The 18,045-nt window shown below is 69.9% G+C and carries 12 protein-coding genes; 6 read left to right on the top strand and 6 right to left on the bottom strand.

Annotation, left to right across the window (positions count from 1 at the left end; translation table 11 throughout):
* Positions 1 to 6: 6 nt before the first annotated feature.
* From ACILR4_RS00480 to ACILR4_RS00505, 6 genes are read right to left on the bottom strand one after another with little or no spacing between them, the layout of a single operon-like run.
* On the bottom strand, positions 7 to 2,067 hold the full coding sequence (locus ACILR4_RS00480; protein WP_395698835.1) for a ribonuclease catalytic domain-containing protein: 2,061 nt from the start codon (positions 2,065 to 2,067) through the stop codon (positions 7 to 9).
* Entirely contained in the window at positions 2,064 to 2,699 is a 636-nt protein-coding gene (locus ACILR4_RS00485) for a YqiA/YcfP family alpha/beta fold hydrolase (RefSeq protein ID WP_395698836.1), read from the bottom strand. Before ACILR4_RS00485 ends, ACILR4_RS00480 begins: the two co-directional genes overlap by 4 nt.
* Positions 2,700 to 2,706: 7 nt before the next feature.
* Positions 2,707 to 4,056: a UDP-N-acetylmuramate:L-alanyl-gamma-D-glutamyl-meso-diaminopimelate ligase gene (gene mpl / locus ACILR4_RS00490; protein ID WP_395698837.1), complete on the bottom strand. Its 1,350-nt coding sequence runs from the start codon at positions 4,054 to 4,056 to the stop codon at positions 2,707 to 2,709.
* Between the two features lie 58 nt (positions 4,057 to 4,114).
* Complete coding sequence (locus ACILR4_RS00495; protein WP_395698838.1) at positions 4,115 to 4,948, bottom strand: D-hexose-6-phosphate mutarotase; 834 nt, start codon at positions 4,946 to 4,948, stop codon at positions 4,115 to 4,117.
* A 16-nt stretch (positions 4,949 to 4,964) separates the two neighbouring features.
* Positions 4,965 to 6,248 carry a glutamate-1-semialdehyde 2,1-aminomutase gene (hemL, locus tag ACILR4_RS00500; RefSeq protein WP_395698839.1) on the bottom strand — a complete coding sequence of 428 codons (1,284 nt, stop codon included), beginning with the start codon at positions 6,246 to 6,248 and terminating at the stop codon, positions 4,965 to 4,967.
* 17 nt (positions 6,249 to 6,265) lie between these two features.
* Positions 6,266 to 7,234, bottom strand: coding sequence for a hydroxymethylpyrimidine/phosphomethylpyrimidine kinase (locus ACILR4_RS00505; RefSeq protein ID WP_395698840.1), 969 nt, complete (start codon positions 7,232 to 7,234; stop codon positions 6,266 to 6,268).
* Positions 7,235 to 7,415: 181 nt separating this feature from the next.
* On the opposite strand from ACILR4_RS00505, the gene ACILR4_RS00510 reads away from it, so the two are divergent.
* The 6 genes from ACILR4_RS00510 (at position 7,416) to ACILR4_RS00535 (ending at position 18,019) form a co-directional block, all read left to right on the top strand.
* Positions 7,416 to 7,568: a rubredoxin gene (locus tag ACILR4_RS00510; RefSeq protein ID WP_395698946.1), complete on the top strand. Its 153-nt coding sequence runs from the start codon at positions 7,416 to 7,418 to the stop codon at positions 7,566 to 7,568.
* 45 nt (positions 7,569 to 7,613) lie between these two features.
* The gene (locus tag ACILR4_RS00515) at positions 7,614 to 8,036 is read left to right on the top strand and encodes a PleD family two-component system response regulator (protein WP_395698947.1); all 423 of its coding nucleotides are present in this window, start codon (positions 7,614 to 7,616) and stop codon (positions 8,034 to 8,036) included.
* A 39-nt stretch (positions 8,037 to 8,075) separates the two neighbouring features.
* Positions 8,076 to 8,441 carry a PleD family two-component system response regulator gene (locus tag ACILR4_RS00520; protein ID WP_395698841.1) on the top strand — a complete coding sequence of 122 codons (366 nt, stop codon included), beginning with the start codon at positions 8,076 to 8,078 and terminating at the stop codon, positions 8,439 to 8,441.
* Positions 8,442 to 8,469: 28 nt separating this feature from the next.
* The gene (locus ACILR4_RS00525; protein WP_395698842.1) at positions 8,470 to 8,997 is read left to right on the top strand and encodes a chemotaxis protein CheW; all 528 of its coding nucleotides are present in this window, start codon (positions 8,470 to 8,472) and stop codon (positions 8,995 to 8,997) included.
* A 63-nt stretch (positions 8,998 to 9,060) separates the two neighbouring features.
* The gene (locus ACILR4_RS00530) at positions 9,061 to 11,403 is read left to right on the top strand and encodes a methyl-accepting chemotaxis protein (protein ID WP_395698843.1); all 2,343 of its coding nucleotides are present in this window, start codon (positions 9,061 to 9,063) and stop codon (positions 11,401 to 11,403) included.
* A 46-nt stretch (positions 11,404 to 11,449) separates the two neighbouring features.
* Positions 11,450 to 18,019 carry an Hpt domain-containing protein gene (locus tag ACILR4_RS00535; protein ID WP_395698844.1) on the top strand — a complete coding sequence of 2,190 codons (6,570 nt, stop codon included), beginning with the start codon at positions 11,450 to 11,452 and terminating at the stop codon, positions 18,017 to 18,019.
* The last annotated feature ends 26 nt before the right edge of the window (positions 18,020 to 18,045 follow it).

Consider the following 18,045-nt stretch of genomic DNA (forward strand, 5'->3'; position numbering starts at 1 on the left):
GGGGCTTCAGGCCGCAGAGCCTGCGGCGTCGCCGGCCGGTGCGCCTTCGGCGCCGTTCTGGGCGCCCGCTTCGGCATCCGCCAGGTCGATCGCCAGCGCCAGCGGGGCGGCGGTCTCGGCCTCGTCCTCGCCTTCCTCTTCCGCGGCGGCGGCTGCTTCATCGTCGAGCCGCGCGGCCAGGGTGGCATGCAGCTCCAAGGTCAGCAGGTCGCAGCCGGTCAGGCGCACGCGCACATGGGTGCCGCGCGGCAGGCTGTCGCAACCCAGGGCCTTGAACACCAGCGGCAGGGTGTCGGCGCGCACCAGGCCGTCCTTCAGCACCGCCGCGGTGAGCTCGGTGGTGCCGTTCTGTTCGAGCCAGCGCAGCGCCCAGAAGCGCTCGATGGCGTGCTGGAAATCGTTGTAGGCGGTGTAGGCCGCGTCGAACGAAGAGATCACCGAGAACAGTGTCGCGTCCTTCGGCTTGAACGGCGCCGCCAGTGCTGCGGTGCGGCCATGGCGCGCGGCCGCAATGATCTGCCACTGGTTCACCAGGTCGACGTAGCGCCGCAGCGGCGAGGTCGCCCAGGTGTACTGCGCCACGCCCATGCCGGCATGGGGCGCGGGCTTCACGCCCATGCGCACCTTGATCCCCGGCGCCAGGCTGGCCTGGCTGCGGTAGATGCCGGGCACGCCCAGCTCGGCAAGCTGGCCGCCCCAATGGCTGTTGGCCAGGATCATCGCCTCGGAGACGATCAGGTCCAGCGGCGCGCCGCGGCGCCTCTCGGTGATGCGCACCGTCTCGCTGCCATCGGGCTCGGCCGTGCTGCCGTCGAGGCGGAAGTTGTAGTCCGGCCGGTTGAAGTTTTCCGGCTTGCCGCGCACCACCTCGCGCTGCGCCTTCAGGTGCCGCGCCAGCCGGAAGGTGAAGGCCAGTTCGGGCGCGAACGGGTACTCGGCCACCGCCTCGCCGGTGAGCGCGGCCTCGGTCACCACCTCGTCGAGCTGGTCGTGGCGCAGGTTGGCGGCGATCGGCACGCGCTCCAGGCGCGTCTCGGTGCTGCGGATCTCCAGCGTGGCCTCGTCAAAGCTGACGTACAGGCTGACGGCCGGGCAGTCGCGGCCCTCGATCAGCGTGTAGGCCTGCACCACCTCGTCGGGCAGCATCGTCAGCTTCCAGCCGGGCATGTAGACGGTGGACAGCCGCTCGCGCGCGACCCTGTCGACCGGCGAATCGGGCAGGATGGCCAGCCCCGGCGCCGCGATGTGCACGCCGAACACCACCGTGCCGCTGCCCAGCCCGTTGACCGACAGCGCGTCGTCGATCTCGGTGGTCAGCGAATCGTCGATCGAGAAGGCCTGCACCGGCGCGAGTGGCAATTCGTCCCTGATCTGCGGGGCGGCCAGCGCCGGGAAGCCGGTGCCCTTGGGGAACTGCTCGAACAGGAAGCGGCGCCAGTGGAACTGGTAGGCCGAGTGGATCGCACCGGCATCCTTCAGCAGGTCGAGCGGCGCCTTCTGCGCACGCTTGGCCGCTTCGACCACGGCCTTGTACTCCGGCCCGTTCTTGTCCGGCTTGAACAGGATGCGGTAGAGGTGTTCCTTCACCGCGGGCGGGCACTGGCCGGCCACCAGTTCGGCGGCCCAGGCATCGATCTGCGCGGCCTGCTGCTGCTTGCGCTCGATCGCCAGCAGCGCGGCCTTGACGATTTCTTCCGGCGCCTTCTTGAAGCGGCCCTTGCCGGCGCGCCGGAAATAGTGCGGCGCATCGAACAGTCGCAGCAACGCGGCGGCCTGGTGCTCGGGCCCGGCCTTGGCGTCGAAGTAGTCGCGGGCCAGCTCGGCGAAGCCGAACTCGCCCTCGGGCGCGAATTCCCAGGCCAGGTCGAGATCGATCTCGGCGCTCAAGGTCTGGGCGCGCAGCATCAGCTCGGCCGGCGTCGGCTTGTCGAAGCGCAGCAGCACGTTGGCGGATTTCACTTTCACGCGCTTGCCCGAATCGAGCTCGATCTGCATCGAGGCTTCGGCATCGGACATCACGCGGCCGGCGAGGAATTTTCCGGCGTCATCGATCAGGGCGTAGCTCACCCGCCGGATTGTCCCATCGCGGCGGGGCTGCCCGCGCTGGCGTCCAGCCCCAGCCATTGCAGCAACCAGGGCAGGTGGTCGTCGAAGTCGGACAGGGCGTGGTCGCTGCCTTCGAGCAGGCGGATGCTGGCGCCGGCATAGCGGGCGCTCATCTCGCGCCAGTCGAGCAGTTCGTCGCCCTTGGCAATGATCGCGGCGTAGCGCTCGGGCCGGCTGATGGCCGGCACCCGCAGCTGGCGCAGCGCCTCGACATCCTCGCAGCGGAACTCGAAGCGTTCCTCGGGCCGGTGGTACTGCGTGACTTCTCCGACGTAGCCGGCCAGGTCGCGCGCTGCCTCGACGGCCGGGTTCATCACCAGCGCGCGGCAGCCCCGCGCCTCGGCCAGCGCGGTGGCGTAGAAGCCGCCGAGCGAGCTGCCGAGCACGGCCATGGTCTGCGTCGGCCAATCAGCGGTGAGGGCCTGCATCAAGGCCCAGGCCGCGGCCGGCGCGGTCGGCAGCTGCGGACAGCACCAGACCACCGCGGGCCGGTGCGCCTGCAGCCAGGCCTGCAGCCGCTGCGCCTTGAACGATTGCGGCGACGACCGGAAGCCGTGCAGGTAGAGCAGGTGCGTGACGGGCGGCCGCGTCATCGGCGCGTCAGGCCAGCGCCTGCAGCAGCTTGCCGTGGATGCCGCCGAAGCCGCCGTTGCTCATCACCAGCACATGGTCGCCGGGCTGCGCGGCCTTGACGACGGCGGCCACCAGCTTGTCGACGCTGTCGGCCACCACCGCCTGCGCACCCATCGGCGCCAGCGCTTCGGCGGCGTCCCAGCCGTACGGACCCTGCAGGCAGAAGCTCAGGTCGGCCTCTTCCAGCGCCCAGGGCAGCTGGGCCTTCATCGCGCCCAGCTTCATCGTGTTGCTGCGCGGCTCGAACACCGCCAGGATGCGCTGCAGCCCGACCTTGCGGCGCAGGCCGCCGACGGTCTGGCGGATCGCGGTCGGGTGGTGCGCGAAATCGTCGTAGACCTTGATGCCGCGTGCCTCGCCGCGCAGCTCCATGCGCCGGCGCACGCCCTGGAAGCTGCCGAGCGCAGCGGCCGCGGCCTCGGGCGCGATGCCCACGTGCTCGGCCGCGCCGATGGCGGCCAGCGCGTTGAGCTGGTTGTGCTCGCCCCATAACGGCCAATCGACGCGGCCGATCTTCAGGCTGCCGCGCAGGACGTCGAAGGCATGCGGCTCGCCGCGGGCGCGCAGCGCACCGGGCTCTTCCTTGCGGGCGCCGAAGCGTTGCACCTCGCTCCAGCAGCCGCGGGCCAGCACGCGGGCCAGCGCTTCGTCGCGGATGTTCACCACCAGGCGGCCGCTGGCCGGCACGGTGCGCACCAGGTGGTGGAACTGGGTCTCGATCGCGGCCAGGTCCGGGAAGATGTCGGCGTGGTCGAACTCCAGGTTGTTCAGCACCGCGGTGCGCGGGCGGTAGTGCACGAACTTGCTGCGCTTGTCGAAGAAGGCGGTGTCGTACTCGTCGGCCTCGATCACGAAATGTCTGCCGGACCCCAGGCGCGCCGAGATGCCGAAGTTCTGCGGCACACCGCCGACCAGGAAGCCCGGCTGCAACCCGGCCTGCTCGAGCATCCAGGCCAGCATCGAGGTGGTGGTGGTCTTGCCATGCGTGCCCGCCACCGCCAGCACATGGCGGCCCGGCAGCACATGGTCGGCCAGCCATTGCGGGCCGCTGGTGTAGCGCGCGCCGGCATCGAGCACCGCCTCCATCAGCGGGTTGCCGCGGGTGACCACGTTGCCGACGACGAACAGGTCCGGCGCCAGCTTCAGCTGGTCCGCGCCGAAGCCTTCGATCAGGTCGATGCCCAGCGCGCGCAGCTGCTCGCTCATCGGCGGATAGACATTGGCGTCGCAGCCGGTGACGCGGTGCCCGGCCTCGCGCGCGATGGCCGCCAGGCCACCCATGAAGGTGCCGCAGATGCCGAGAATGTGAATGTGCATGGGCCGGAATTCTAGGAGCCCGACCGCGTGCCGGCCGGGCGGTGGCCGGACCCGGGGCTCAGGCCTCGAAGCCCTGGCGGCCGGCCCAGTCCTCGCCGGGCTGCAGGGTGATCGGCCGGCCGATGCACGCGGCCTCGATGCACAGCATCTCCAGCCAGTCCTCGGGCGGCAGGTCGGCCATCGCGGCGGCCTTGTCCGGTCCCGGGTTCCAGACCACGATGTCAGGCAGGCCCTCCGCCTCGATCGTCATGCGGCCCATCGCGGTGGCCAGCGCCACCGGCTGGGCCACGTCGAAGTAGATGCGGTCGATCTCGCCGACGAAGCCTTGCGGGTCGATCTGCTGCTCGTGCCGTTCGCCGCTCAGGCTGTCGAGGTAGCGGGTGCCGTACAGGCCCGACAGGCGGGCGCGCCGCAGGTCGTCGCAGCGCAGGTAGGTGTGCAGCGCGGCGGTGAAGGTGAGCGGCGCGTCGCCGGTGTTCTGCACCGCCAGTTCGACATCCAGCCGCAGGCCGGAGAGGCTGAAACTCAGTTCGGCTTCGAAGCGATGCGGCCAGATCGCGCGCGTGGCCTCGTCATCGGTGAGCTGCAGCACGCCGATCACGTGGCCGCCGCGTTCGATGCCTTCGACCCATTGCCACGCCCGGGTGCGGGCGAAGCCGTGGCGCGGCAGCGGGCCGCGCTTCTCGAACTGCGGAAAGATCACCGGGATGCCGCCGCGCACCGCCTGGCCCTCGCCGGCCATCGCGCGCGGCGACAGGTACAGGCGCTCGACGTCGCCAGCCGGAACCCAGGAGACGATGTGTCCACCGTGCAGCAGCACGGTGGCTTCGGCACCATCCGGCGCGCGCAGCCGCATCGCAGGCTGGCCGAGGACCTGGACTGCCTCGATCATCAGGCTGCCCCGCAGTTCACAGCGCGGCGCGCGCGGCGGCCACGGTGGCCGCAACGTCGTCCGCCGTGTGCGCCGCGCTCACGAAGCCGGCCTCGTACAGCGCCGGCGCCAGGTACACGCCACGTTCGAGCAGGCCGTGGAAGAAGCGGTTGAAGCGCTCCTTGTCGGTGGCCATCACCGCGCCGTAGTGCTGCGGCAGGCGGTCGGCGAAAAAGAAACCGAACATGCCGCCTTCGCTGTCGCCGACCATCGGCACGCCGGCGTCGCGGGCAGCGCCCACCAGGCCCTCGACCAGGCTGCGCGTGCGCGCGGCCAGCGCGTCGTAGAAGCCGGGCTGGGTGATCTCGCGCAGCGTGGCCAGCCCGCAGGCGGTGGCCACCGGATTGCCGGACAGGGTGCCCGCCTGGTAGACCGGACCCAGCGGCGCCAGCTGCTGCATGATGTCGCGCGTCGAGCCGAAGGCCGCCAGCGGCATGCCGCCGCCGATCACCTTGCCGAAGACGCTGATGTCGGGCTTGAAGCCGGGGATCGCGCGGGCATAGACGCTCTGCGCGCCGCCGAGCGCGACGCGGAAGCCGGTCATCACCTCGTCGAACACCAGCAGCGCGCCGTGGGCGGTGCACAGCTCGCGCAGCCGGCGCATGAAGCCCACGTCGGTGCGGACGAAGTTCATGTTGCCGGCGATCGGCTCGATCATCACGCAGGCCAGCTCGCGGCCATGCTCGGCGAATGCGGCTTCCAGCTGTGCCAGGTTGTTGTACTCGAGCACCACCGTGTGCTGCACCACCTCCGGCGGCACGCCGGCGCTGGTGGGGTGGCCGAAGGTGGCCAGGCCCGAGCCGGCCTTGACCAGCAACGCGTCGGCATGGCCGTGGTAGCAGCCTTCGAACTTGATCAGCTTGGGCCGGCCGGTGGCGCCGCGGGCGAGGCGGATCGCGCTCATCGCCGCTTCGGTGCCCGAGCTGACCAGCCGCACCTGTTCGACGCTAGGCACCTGCGCGATGATGGCCTCGGCCAGTTCGATCTCGCGCTCGGTCGGCGCGCCGAAGCTGAAGCCGTCGGCCGCCGCGCGCTGCACCGCTTCCAGCACCGCCGGGTGGCCATGGCCCAGGATCATCGGGCCCCACGAGCCGATGTAGTCGATGTAGCGCTGGCCTTCGCTGTCCCAGAAATAGGCGCCCTGCGCGCGGGTGATGAAGCGCGGCGTGCCGCCGACGGCGCGGAAGGCCCGCACCGGCGAATTGACGCCGCCGGGGATCACGCGCTGGGCGCGTTCGAAGAGTTGCTGGTTGCTGGGCATGCGACAGAAAGGAAAGGTCAATGGATGCGGCGCGGCGCGGTCTTGCCCTTGGCCTCGGCAGGCTCTGCTTCGGGCTGCGATGCCTCGGCTTCCGCGCCGGGCAGGCCCTCGGCACCTTCTTCAGCCGGCGGCATGGCCCAGAAGAAGCGATCGGGCACCACGCTGCCCATGCCGGGGCGGAAGCCGGCGTCCAGGCTCTGGTCCATGAAGGCCAGCGCCTCGCCGACGGCGGCCTGCAGCTCGCTGCCCGAGGCCAGCAGCGCGGCCATCGCGGCGGAGAGCGTGTCGCCGGCACCGACGAAGGAAGCCTCGAACATCTCGAACTTCTCGCCGGTCAGGGCGCCCTGGGGCGAAGCCAGCACGTTGTCGATGAACTGGTCGCTGCCTTTGGCCGCCAGCATGATGCCGGTGACCAGCACGTAGCGCGTGCCGCGTTCGCCGGCGGCCACCGCCAGTTCGCGCGCCGAGGCCGGGCGCTCGCTGTCCCAGTCGGGCAGCAGGAAGTCGGTCAGGGTCTTGTGGTTGCCCACCAGCACCTCGGTGGCCGGCAGGATCAGTTCGCGGAAGGCCTCGAGGTAAGGCTGCGCCACGTCGTCCTCCAGCCAGCCCAGGTTGGGCAGGTAGGACACCAGCGGCACGTCGGGGTAGTCGGACAGGATCTCGGCCACGGCGCTGATGGCTTCGGCACTGCCGAGGAAGCCGACCTTCCAGCCGCTGACACTGATGTCTTCGAGCACCGTGCGGGCCTGCTCGGCCACCACGTCGGGGTCGATGGCATGCTGGTCGAAGATCTCGGCCGAATCGCGCAGCAGGATGCTGGTGGTGATCGGCAGCGCGTGCGCGCCCATCGCCGCCAGCGTGGCCACGTCGCCTGCCAGCCCGCCGGCGCCCGAGGCATCGGCGGCATTGAAGCTCATCACGCAGGCCGGCGCGGGCAGGTCCTGGGCTTCGGCTTGGGGGTCGCCGGTGGGAGCGTCTGGGTTCATGAAACGGGTGTCGGTGTATCCCCGGGGATCAGCGTGCAGGCTTCACGCCGACCTCGAGAATGAATTGAAGAATGTTGCGCATGTGCCTACGGGCCCTTGTCTTTTGGCGAACGCGCGTGACTACAATGGTTGCTTCATTGTAGTGAACCGACCTCGCATCGTGACCGAATCGCGCACCTGGATGTGCCTTATCTGCGGCTGGATATACGACGAAGCAGCCGGCGATCCCGATCACGGTATTCCTCCCGGCACCGCCTGGGCCAATGTTCCGATGAACTGGACCTGTCCGGAATGTGGTGCGCGCAAGGAGGATTTCGAGATGGTGCAGATCTGAGTCGCGTCGTGTGACGCCCCATCACCAGGAGTCGCCGAGGTGGAAATCCCAGTGCCGGACGTCGCACCCGCGGGAACCCGGGTGCTCGTGATCGACGACAGCAACACGATCCGCCGCAGCGCGGAGATCTTCCTGCGCCAGGGCGGCCACGAGGTGGTGCTGGCCGAGGACGGCTTCGACGCGCTGGCCAAGGTGAATGACCACGATCCTCAGCTGATCTTCTGCGACATCCTGATGCCCCGGCTCGACGGCTACCAGACCTGCGCGATCATCAAGCGCAACCCGCGCTTCGCGCATGTGCCGGTGATCATGCTGTCGTCCAAGGACGGTCTGTTCGACAAAGCGCGCGGCCGCATGGTGGGCTCGGAGGAGTACCTCACCAAGCCGTTCACGAAGGAGCAGTTGCTGCGCGCCGTGCAGCAGTTCGGCCGTGCCGCTGCGGCGCCGACGCTTCATCCACAATCATGATGGCCCGCGTTGCGGTGCTGACGCGGGGGGAGTGACACGATGCCCGTCCACAAGATCCTGCTGGTCGACGATTCGAAGACCGAGCTGCATTTCCTGTCCGAACTGCTGACCAAGCGCGGCTACAGCGTGCGTACCGCCGAAAGCGGCGAGGAAGCCATGCGCCGCCTGGCGGAGGACAAGCCCGACCTCATCCTGATGGACGTGGTGATGCCCGGCCAGAACGGCTTCCAGCTCACCCGCACGATCACCCGCGACCCGCGCTTTGCCGGCGTGCCGGTGATCATGTGCACCAGCAAGAACCAGGAAACGGATCGCGTCTGGGGCATGCGCCAGGGCGCCAAGGATTACGTCGTCAAGCCGGTGGTGCCTGACGAGCTGATCGCGAAGATCAAGCAGTTCGACTGAGCTTCCCGAACAGCCCGCCGCACCCGCCATGGCCAAAAAGGAAGCCCTGCGAGAACTCCAGAGCCGGCTTGCCGAGCGCATGCAGGCCGTGCGCACCGAGCAGCCGGGCATGTCCTGGCTCGCGGTGGATTGCGCAGGCCAGGGGGTCTTGTTTCCACTGAAGCAGGCCGGCGAGATCTTCGAAATCGGCAACGTGATGCCGGTTCCCCATACCCAGCCCTGGATGGTGGGCGTGGCCAACCTGCGCGGGGGCCTGTACGCCGTGGTCGACCTGGCCGGCTTTCTGGGTCTGCGTGCGCGCCCGCCGGAGGGCCAGGCGCGCGAGCAGTCGCGCCTGGTGGCCCTGAATGGCGCGCTCGGCATGAACTGTGCGTTGCTGGTGGACAAGCTCGAAGGCTTGCGCCACGCCGCCGACATGCGCCGAGAGGACAGTGACGGCAGTGACCGGCCGACCTTCGCGGCGACGCGCTGGTCCGACGCCGCCGGCCGCATGTGGCAAGAGATCGGGCTCGCCGAACTGGCCGGGCAACAGCAATTTCTGGGCATCGCCGGCTGAGCGCAGCCTGCGCCTGAGCGCCGAACCTGTTTCGGCGAGTCGCTAGAACGAAGAGGAAACGTCATGGGCTTGCTGGACAAACTCAAGGGCAAGGGATGGAGCAAGGGCGAGCAGCCCGAAGCCGTGGGCGGCTTCGACGAGCTGCAGGCCAATGCCGAAGGCGAGGAGCCGCAGCCGGACACCCACGCGCCGCAGGGCCATGTCACGCTGGACATGAATGCGCTGCCGACGGTCGGGGGCGACTCGTCGATCATCTCCGAGGCCGCGCCCTCGGAGTTGGCGCCCGACTTCGTCGAATCCCGGCTGCAGCCCGGCGGATTGGCGGCGATGACGGGCGGCGCGGCCACGGCAGCGGCCTTGCCGTTCATCGGCCAGCGTTCGCTGCCCGAGCAGCAGCGCATCCTGTTCGGCCTGATCATCGGCGGCGCCGTGATCCTGCTCGCCGCGGTGGGTTTCGCGCTGACAGCCGCCAATCGCAATGCCAGCCAGGTGGGTGCCACCGGTCAGGCGCTGATGCAGTCGCAGCGGCTCGCCAAGGCGGTGTCGCAGGCACTGTTCGGTAGCGCGCAGGCCTTCGCCGAAGTGAAGGAATCGTCGGCGGTTCTGGCCAGGAACGTGCGGGCGCTGAAGAACGGCGATGCCGACCTGCCCGCAGTGCCGGCGGCGGTGCAGGACAGCGTCGCGCCCCTGCTGCCGCTGGTGGACCGCGCCGAGAAGAGCGCCAAGCATGTGCTCGATCAGCAGAAGACCCTGACGCTGCTCGGTGAAGCACTGCGCGCGATCAACCGCCAGTCGTCTGACCTGCTCGAAACCGCCGAAACCATTTCGTCGCTGAAGCTGCAGCAGAACGCCTCGCCCGCCGAGCTTTCTGCGGTGGGCCAGCTGGTGATGCTGACGCAGCGGATCGGCAAGAGCGCCAACGAGTTCCTGACGATGGAAGGCGTGAGCCCCGAGGCCGTGTTCCTGCTCGGCAAGGACTTGAACTCGTTCCGCGAAATCGCCGAGGGCCTGACCAACGGCAATCCTGAGCTGCGCCTGCCCGGCACCAAGGATCCGCAGACCAAGGAGCGCCTGCAGCTGCTGATCAAGCAGTACGAAGAAAGTCGCACGCAGGCCAGCGCCATTCTCGGCAACCTGCAGGGTCTGGTGACCGCGCGTGAGGCGCAGGTGGCGGTGGTGCAGGACAGCGAGCCGCTGCGCAAGGGCCTCGAGGCAGTGCAGGAACGCCTGACGCGTGAGGGCGGCTTCAGTGCGCTGCACCTGCTGGCCATGCTGGTGGCGGTGCTGTTGCTGGCCGTGGGTGGCTGGGGCTTCCTGCGCCTGTATGTGCAGGACCAGGCCCAGCGCGCGATGCTGGCCGAGGCGCAGCGCCAGGAGGCCGAACGCCAGGAGCAGGAAGCCAAGCGCGTCAACGACGCGAACCAGGCAGCCATTCTGCGGTTGATGAACGAGCTGCAGGCGGTGGCCGAGGGCGACCTGACGCAGCAAGCCACCGTGACCGAGGACATCACCGGCGCGATCGCCGACTCGGTGAACTACACGGTGGAAGAGCTGCGCACGCTGGTGTCGCAGGTGCAGGGCACGGTGGGTCGCGTGACCGAAACCACGCAGCAGGTGGAAAGCACGTCCACCGAGCTGCTGGCCGCGTCCGACGAACAGCTGCGGGAGATCCGTGAAACCGGCGAATCGGTGCTGCAGATGGCGGCCCGAATCAACGACGTGTCCGCGCAGGCGCAGCAGTCGGCCCACGTGGCGCGCCGCTCGCTGGAAGCGGCCGAAACCGGCCTGACCGCGGTGCAGAACTCGATCGGCGGCATGAACTCGATCCGCGACCAGATCCAGGAAACCTCGAAGCGGATCAAGCGGCTGGGCGAGTCGTCCCAGGAGATCGGCGAAATCACCGAGCTGATCTCGGACATTACCGAGCAGACCAACGTGCTGGCACTGAACGCCGCCATCCAGGCCGCGTCGGCCGGTGAAGCCGGCCGCGGCTTCTCGGTGGTGGCCGAGGAAGTGCAGCGGCTGGCCGAACGCTCGGCCGACGCGACGCGCCAGATCTCGGCGCTGGTGAAGACCATTCAGACCGACACGCAGGACGCGGTGGCCGCCATGGCGCGCTCGACCCAGGGCGTGGTCGACGGTGCGCGGCTGTCCGACGCGGCCGGTTCCGCGCTGGGTGATATCGATCGTGTGACGCGGCAGCTCGCCGAGCTGATCGAACAGATCTCGCAGCAGGCGTCCGCCGAGGCCGAATCGGCCAACGTGGTGGCCAGCAACATCCAGCACATCTTCGCGGTGACCGAGCAGACCGGCGAGGGCACGCGCTCTACCGCGCAAATGGTGCGTGAGCTGTCGCGCTCCGCCGAAGAGTTGAAGCAGTCGGTCGCGCGGTTCAAGATCGCCTGACCCCGCACGCGACGGCTCGATCATGGCCTCCACGTCCGCACCCGGCATGCACGACGACCTCAGCACCCTGGCCTGGGTGTACGACGAACTGCGTCGTTCGCTCGACAACGCGCACAAGGCGCTGTACCGCTACCTGAAGGAGGCGGAAGCCGCGGGGGCCTCGGACGTCGAAGCCATCGATCCCGCCGTGCTGCGCGGCGCCCGCACGCAGATCCACCAGAGCGTCGGCGCGCTCGAGCTCGTGGGACTGGGCGTCGCGGCCAACCCGCTGCGTGCGGCTGAAGCCGCGCTGGCCCGGTTGGCCTCGCGTCCCAAACTGCTGAACGCTGCCGCGGTGCGCACCATCGAGCAGGGTTCGTTTGCGCTGTTGGATTTTCTGCAGCGCAGGCTGGCCGGCAAGGCGGTGTCGCCGCTGGCGATGTTTCCGCAGTACAAGGCACTGCAGGAGCTGGCTGGCGCCGCCCGCGTGCATCCGGCGGACCTGTGGAGCCGCGAATGGCAATGGCAGAGCGTGCCGGCCGATCTGAGCGCCGAGCGCCAGGATGCCGATGCCGACACCCTGACCAAGGTCGAGGCCGAACTGCTGTGGCTGATGCGCGGACCGGCGCCCGCTGCGGCCGCGCGCATGAGCGGGCTGTTCGCCGGGCTCGGCGCCACGGCGCCCGGGGAGCTGTCCACGCTGTGGAAACTGGCGGCCGCATTCTTCGAGGCACAGGCCGGCGGACTGCTGCCGGCGGACCTCTACACCAAGCGTGTCGGCTCGCGCCTGCTGGCGCAGCTGCGCGCCGGCCCGCAGGCCGAGGCCTCCGACCGCCTGGCGCAGGACCTGCTGTTCTTCTGCGCCCAGGCCGCCGTGAGCGAAGCCCGACCGGCCGGCCCGCGCCTGGACACCGTGCGAAAGGTCTTCGCGCTCGAGCACGAGGCGCCGGTCGACTACCAGGTCACGCGCCTGGGCCGCTTCGATCCCGCCTGGATCGTGCAGGCCCGCAAGCGCGTGGCCGCCGCCAAGGAATGCTGGTCAGCCGTCGCCGCCGGTGAACTCGCCCGCCTGCCGGGCTTGGCCGAGCCCTTCGCACTGGTGGGCGATTCGCTGCAGCGACTCTTCACCGAAGGGGCCACGCTGTCCAAGGCGCTGCAGGGCGCCTCGTCGCAGGTGGTCGCGGCCAGCCAGGAGCCGTCGCCCGAGCTGGCGATGGAAGTCGCCACCGCGCTGTTGTATGTCGATGCCTCGCTGGAAGACGGCGACTTCGACCTGCCCGACATGGCCTCCCGCGTGCAGCGCCTGGCCCAGCGCGTCGAGGACGTGCGCGCGGGTCGCGACCCGGGTCCGCTCGAGCGCTGGATGGAGGAGCTGTACCGCCGCGTGTCCGATCGCCAGACGATGGGCAGCGTGGTGCAGGAACTGCGCGCCTCGCTGTCCGAGATCGAGAAGCAGATCGACCAGTACTTCCGCAATCCTGCGCAGCGCGAGCTGCTGATCCCGGTGCCGGCACAGTTGCAGGCCATGCGTGGCGTGCTCTCGGTGCTGGGCATGGAGCAGGCCTCACAGGCCGTGCTGCGCATGCGCGACGATGTCGACGAGCTCGCCAACACGGAAGTCGATCCGGCGCGTGCCGCCGAGCTGGGCACCTTCGACCGGCTGGCCGACAACCTCGGGGCGCTGAGCTTCCTGATCGACATGGTTGGCGTGCAGCCGCAGCTGGCCAAGTCTCTCTTCCGCTACGACCCGGCCACTGGCAACCTCAGTGCCGTGATGGAGCGGGCCGAGCGCAGCAGCGCGTTCGCCGATCTCGACACCGTGGCCGACGACGCACCGATGCTGGTGGAGCAGGCGCAGTCGCTGATGCAGGCCGCCGCGCAGCCGGGGGCCGACGCCGAGCAGCTGACACGCGATCTCGAGCGCCTGTCGCAGCAGGCTCGCGCGGCCGATCAACCGGCCTTGGCCGAGGCCGCCAGTCGCGCGCACAGCGCGCTGGCCCACGCCGCCGATGAGCAGGGCCTGGACCAGGCGCGCCGCCAGCTCGATGCCTCGCTGAGCGATTTCACCGCCTCGCAACTGGACGTGCTGGCGCCACCACCCGAGCCACCGCGCCCGGTGCCGCCGCCCACGCCGCCTGCCGCGCCCGGAGAAACCGGCCTCGAGGAAGACGAGGAGATGCGCGAGATCTTCCTCGAGGAAGCGCGCGAGGTGGTGGGCAACGCCCGTGCCGCGCTGGCCGAGCTGGAGGAGCGTCACGACGACCCGGCAGCGATGACGACCGTGCGCCGGGCGTTCCACACGCTCAAGGGCAGCTCGCGCATGGTCGGGCTCAACGAGTTCGGCGAAGCAGGCTGGGCCTGCGAGCAGCTCTACAACGCACGCCTGGCCGAGGGTGGCCAGGCCGATGCGGACCTGCGCGGCTTCACCGCCGAGGTGCTGGACCACTTCGAGCAATGGGTCGAGGCCATCGAGCAACGCCGTGCCGGCAATTTCCGCCATGGCCCGGTGTCGCGCGCCGCCGATTCGCTGCGCCTGGAGGGCAAGCGCCTGGCGCTGTCGGCCGCGGAGGCACCGGTCGAGGTGCCGACGGCGCCGGAGCTGCCGCAGATCCCGGAGCTGCCGTCCATTCCCGAACTGCCCCTGATCGAGGCATTGCCGTCGGTGACCGAACTGCCCGCCACGGTCGGGCCCGTGATCGCCGAGGCCGTCGAGGCGTTCGAGCCGATCGCAACGGCCGAGGTGGTCGAGCCGACCGAGGCAGCCGCACCGGCCGAGGAGGGCGCACCGGCGCTGCCAGCACTCGAGACGCTGGTGCCAGACCTGCCGCTGGCGAGCGACCTGGACCTGACCCAGCCGCTGCCCGTGCTGCAGGCCGACATGCCCGCCGCGGCGGTCGAGCCCGAGCCGGTGGACTTCGAGCTGACCCTGCCCGAGACCCTGGAGCTCGCGCCTGCGGCCGCGGGGCAGCCGGCGCCGATCGACGAGGTCACCGAGTCATTCACCCTGGATCTGGAGCTGGAGCCGCTGCCCGGCGCTGCCGAAGCGCCGGTCACGTCGCCGCAGCTGGAGGAAGCGACGCTGATCCCCGCGGCAGCGGCGGACCAGCTCGAGGTGCCGGTGACGCTCGAGTTGCCGCCTGCCGAGCTGCCCGTCGACCAGTCCTCCGAGCCCGTTGCCGAGATCACGCCGATCGAGGAACTCGCGCGTGGCGACATGTCGCCCGCGACCGAGCCTGCGCCGGCGCCGGCCGTGGACCTTCTCCCGGCCGCCGAGACGGTCGAAGTCGCCGAGGTTGCCGAAGTCGCCGAAGTTGCCGAGTGGGATGGGGTGCTGGCCGGCGTGGAGCCGGAAGTCCCGGTCGCGGCGCCCGCGGTCGAACCGCCGGCCATCGATCTGTCCGATCAAGCGGCCGAGGCCGAGGTCCTGGACCTGTCCAACCTGGACCAGACGGTCGCGCCGGCAGCGCCGGCAGTGGCCCAACCCACCGCCGAGCAGCAGGCCGAGCACGCTGCGCACACGGCCCAGACGGCTGCCATCGTCGAGGCCATCGGGACGGTGGACGAGGCCGAGCAGGTCAAGGTCATCGGCGACCTGCGGATCAGCATTCCGCTGTTCAACATCTACCTGAACGAGGCCGACGAACTGTCGCGCCGCCTGAGCACCGAACTGGCCGAGTGGGCCCACGAGCAGCACCGCGCGGTGGGCGACAGTGCGGTGGCGCTGGCGCATTCGATGGCCGGCAGCTCGGCCACCGTCGGCTATGCGGACCTGTCGCAGCTGGCGCGGTCGCTCGAGCATGCGTTGATGCGCTCGAACGAGCGTGGCCATGGCCGCGGCGACGAGGCCGTGATCTTCAACCAGGCGGCGGACGAGATCCGGCGCCTGCTGCACCAGTTCGCCGCCGGATTCCTGCGCGCCCCCGAGCCTGCGTTGCTGCAGCGGGTGCATGACCTCGAGCATGCGCCGCACGAGGCGCTGCTGGCCGACGACGAGGTCCTCACGCCGCCGGCCGATGCCGGTGACACCGCCCTGTCCACCGTCCTGGGTGACTTCGGGCAGCCGGCGCTGATGCCCTTCACGGCCTTGCCGGAGGCTGCGGCACGCGTCGCGCCCGTGCGCAGCGACGCACTGGACACCGACGAGGACATCGACGCCGTCGACGCCATCGACCAGGAACTGTTCCCGATCTTCGAGGAAGAGGGCGAAGAGCTGATCCCGCAGCTGCAGGCGCGCCTGCGCGACTGGGCGCGGCGCCCGGGCGAGGCGGGCGCTGCCTCGGCCTGCATGCGCACGCTGCACACGCTGAAGGGCGGCGCGCGCCTGGCCGGCGCGATGCACCTGGGCGAGATGGCCCACCGGCTGGAAACCGCCATCGAGCATCTGCTGGCCACGCAGAGCCATCCCGAGCCCGATGACATCGAGCCCCTGGTTGCCCGGGCCGACGCAATCGAGGCGCACTTCGAGGCGCTGCGCCGCGGCGGCGGCATCGTGCCGCCGACCTCGATCCATGGCGGCCTCGACGAGGCGCCGTCGGAGCCCATGCCACTGTCCGGGGCGGTCGTCGAGACGGTGATCGATGACAAGGCCGAGGCTGAAACGGCGCCCGCGCCCTTGATGCCGCTGGAACTGCCCGCGATCGCGCCAGCGCTCGCGCCGACCCTGGCCGAGCAGGCGGCCGCGCAGTCATCGGTGCAGTCATCGGCGCCGATCAGGCACATCGACTGGGCGCGCTTCGAACGCGGCAGCGCCGCGGTCGAGGACACCGATGCCCGGCGCGGTGCCGCTGCCCACGCGGCCGCGGTGCGGGTGCGTGCGCCGCTGCTTGATCGCCTGGTGAACCACGCCGGCGAGGTGAGCATCACGCGCTCGCGCATCGAATCCGACGTCGGCCAGATCAAGGGCGCGCTGGGTGACCTGAACGACAACCTCGAGCGGCTGCGTTCGCAGCTGCGCGACATCGAGCTGCAGGCCGAATCGCAGATTGCCACGCGGATGGAAGCGGCTCGCGCGGCCTCGCAGGAGTTCGATCCGCTGGAGATGGACCGCTTCACGCGCTTCCAGGAACTCACGCGGATGATGGCCGAGTCGGTGAACGACGTGGCCACGGTGCAGCGGGGCCTGCAGCGCACGCTGCAGTCGGCGGAAGACGAACTCGCCACGCAGGCGCGGCTCACGCGCGACCTGCAGGACGACCTGCTGCGCACCCGCATGGTGGAGTTCGAAGGCCTGTCCGAGCGGCTGTACCGCGTGGTCCGCCAGGCCGCCAAGGAAACCGGCAAGCAGGTGCGGCTGGACATCATTGGCGGTTCGATCGAAATCGACCGCGGCGTGCTGGACCGGATGACGGGCTCGTTCGAACACCTGCTGCGCAACAGCGTGGTGCACGGCATCGAGGCGCCGGCCGATCGGCAGTCGGCGGGCAAGGAAGCCACCGGTTCGATCACGATTTCGGTGACGCAGGAAGGCAATGAAGTTGGCGTCGACTTCCGTGACGACGGCGGTGGCCTGAACCTCCAGCGCATCCGCGACAAGGGCATCGCCACCGGCCTGCTGGCCTCGGATGCGCAGCCCAGCGACGCCGAGCTGGCGGCGCTGATCTTCCACCCCGGCTTCTCCACCGCCGAGCAGGTCACCGGCCTGGCCGGTCGCGGGGTCGGCATGGACGTGGTGCGTGCCGACGTCAACGCGATGGGCGGCCGCATCGAGACGGCCACTGCCGCCGGCCAAGGCACGAGCTTCAAGCTCGTGCTGCCGCTGACCACCGCGGTGACGCAGGTGGTGATGCTGCGTTGCGCGGACCTGACGGTGGCCGTGCCCTCGACGCTGGTCGAGATCGTGCGCCGGGCCAAGCCAGCCGAGCTGGACTACGCCTATCAGCACGGCAGCTACAGCGTGGGCGGGCAGGAACTGCCGTTCTTCTGGCTCGGCGCCTTGCTGCAGGGCACGCCCTTCGGGCAGGCGGCGGGCCGCACCGTGCCCCTGGTCGTCATCCGCAGCGCGGCGCAGCGCCTCGTGCTGCACGTGGACGAGGTGGTCGGCAACCAGGAAGTGGTGGTGAAGAACCTGGGGCCGCAGCTCTCGCGCCTGCCGGGCCTGACGGGCATGACGCTGCTGCCTTCGGGCCAGCCGGCGCTCATCTACAACCCGGTGGCGCTGGCCACCTTGTACGGTGCGTCGGCCCGGGCTGCCACGGTGGCCGCGCTGGAAGCAGCGCGCCGTGCGGCGCAGCGCGTGGTCGAAGAGCAGAAGCCCGAGCAGGCACCGCTGGTGCTGGTGGTCGACGATTCGCTCACCGTGCGCCGCGTCACGCAGCGACTGCTCACGCGCGAAGGCTATCGCGTCGTGGTGGCCAAGGATGGTCTCGAAGGCCTCGAGAAGCTGGCCGACGAATTGCCGGCGGTGGTGCTGACGGACATCGAGATGCCGCGCATGGATGGCTTCGACCTGGTGCGCAACATGCGTGTGGACGAGCGTCTGGCCAAGCTTCCGGTGATCATGATCACCTCGCGGATCGCGCAAAAGCACCGCGATTACGCTGCCGAACTGGGTGTGAACCATTACCTCGGCAAGCCTTTTGCCGAAGAAGAGCTGGTAGCCCTGGTGGCAAACTACGCCGGCAAGGTGGCGCCTGCGTAGCCGGTGCCGCCCCCGGTGAGCGCCGA

Origin of the sequence: Aquabacterium sp. (assembly GCF_044226965.1) — a bacterium.
Classification (GTDB): domain Bacteria; phylum Pseudomonadota; class Gammaproteobacteria; order Burkholderiales; family Burkholderiaceae_C; genus Pseudaquabacterium.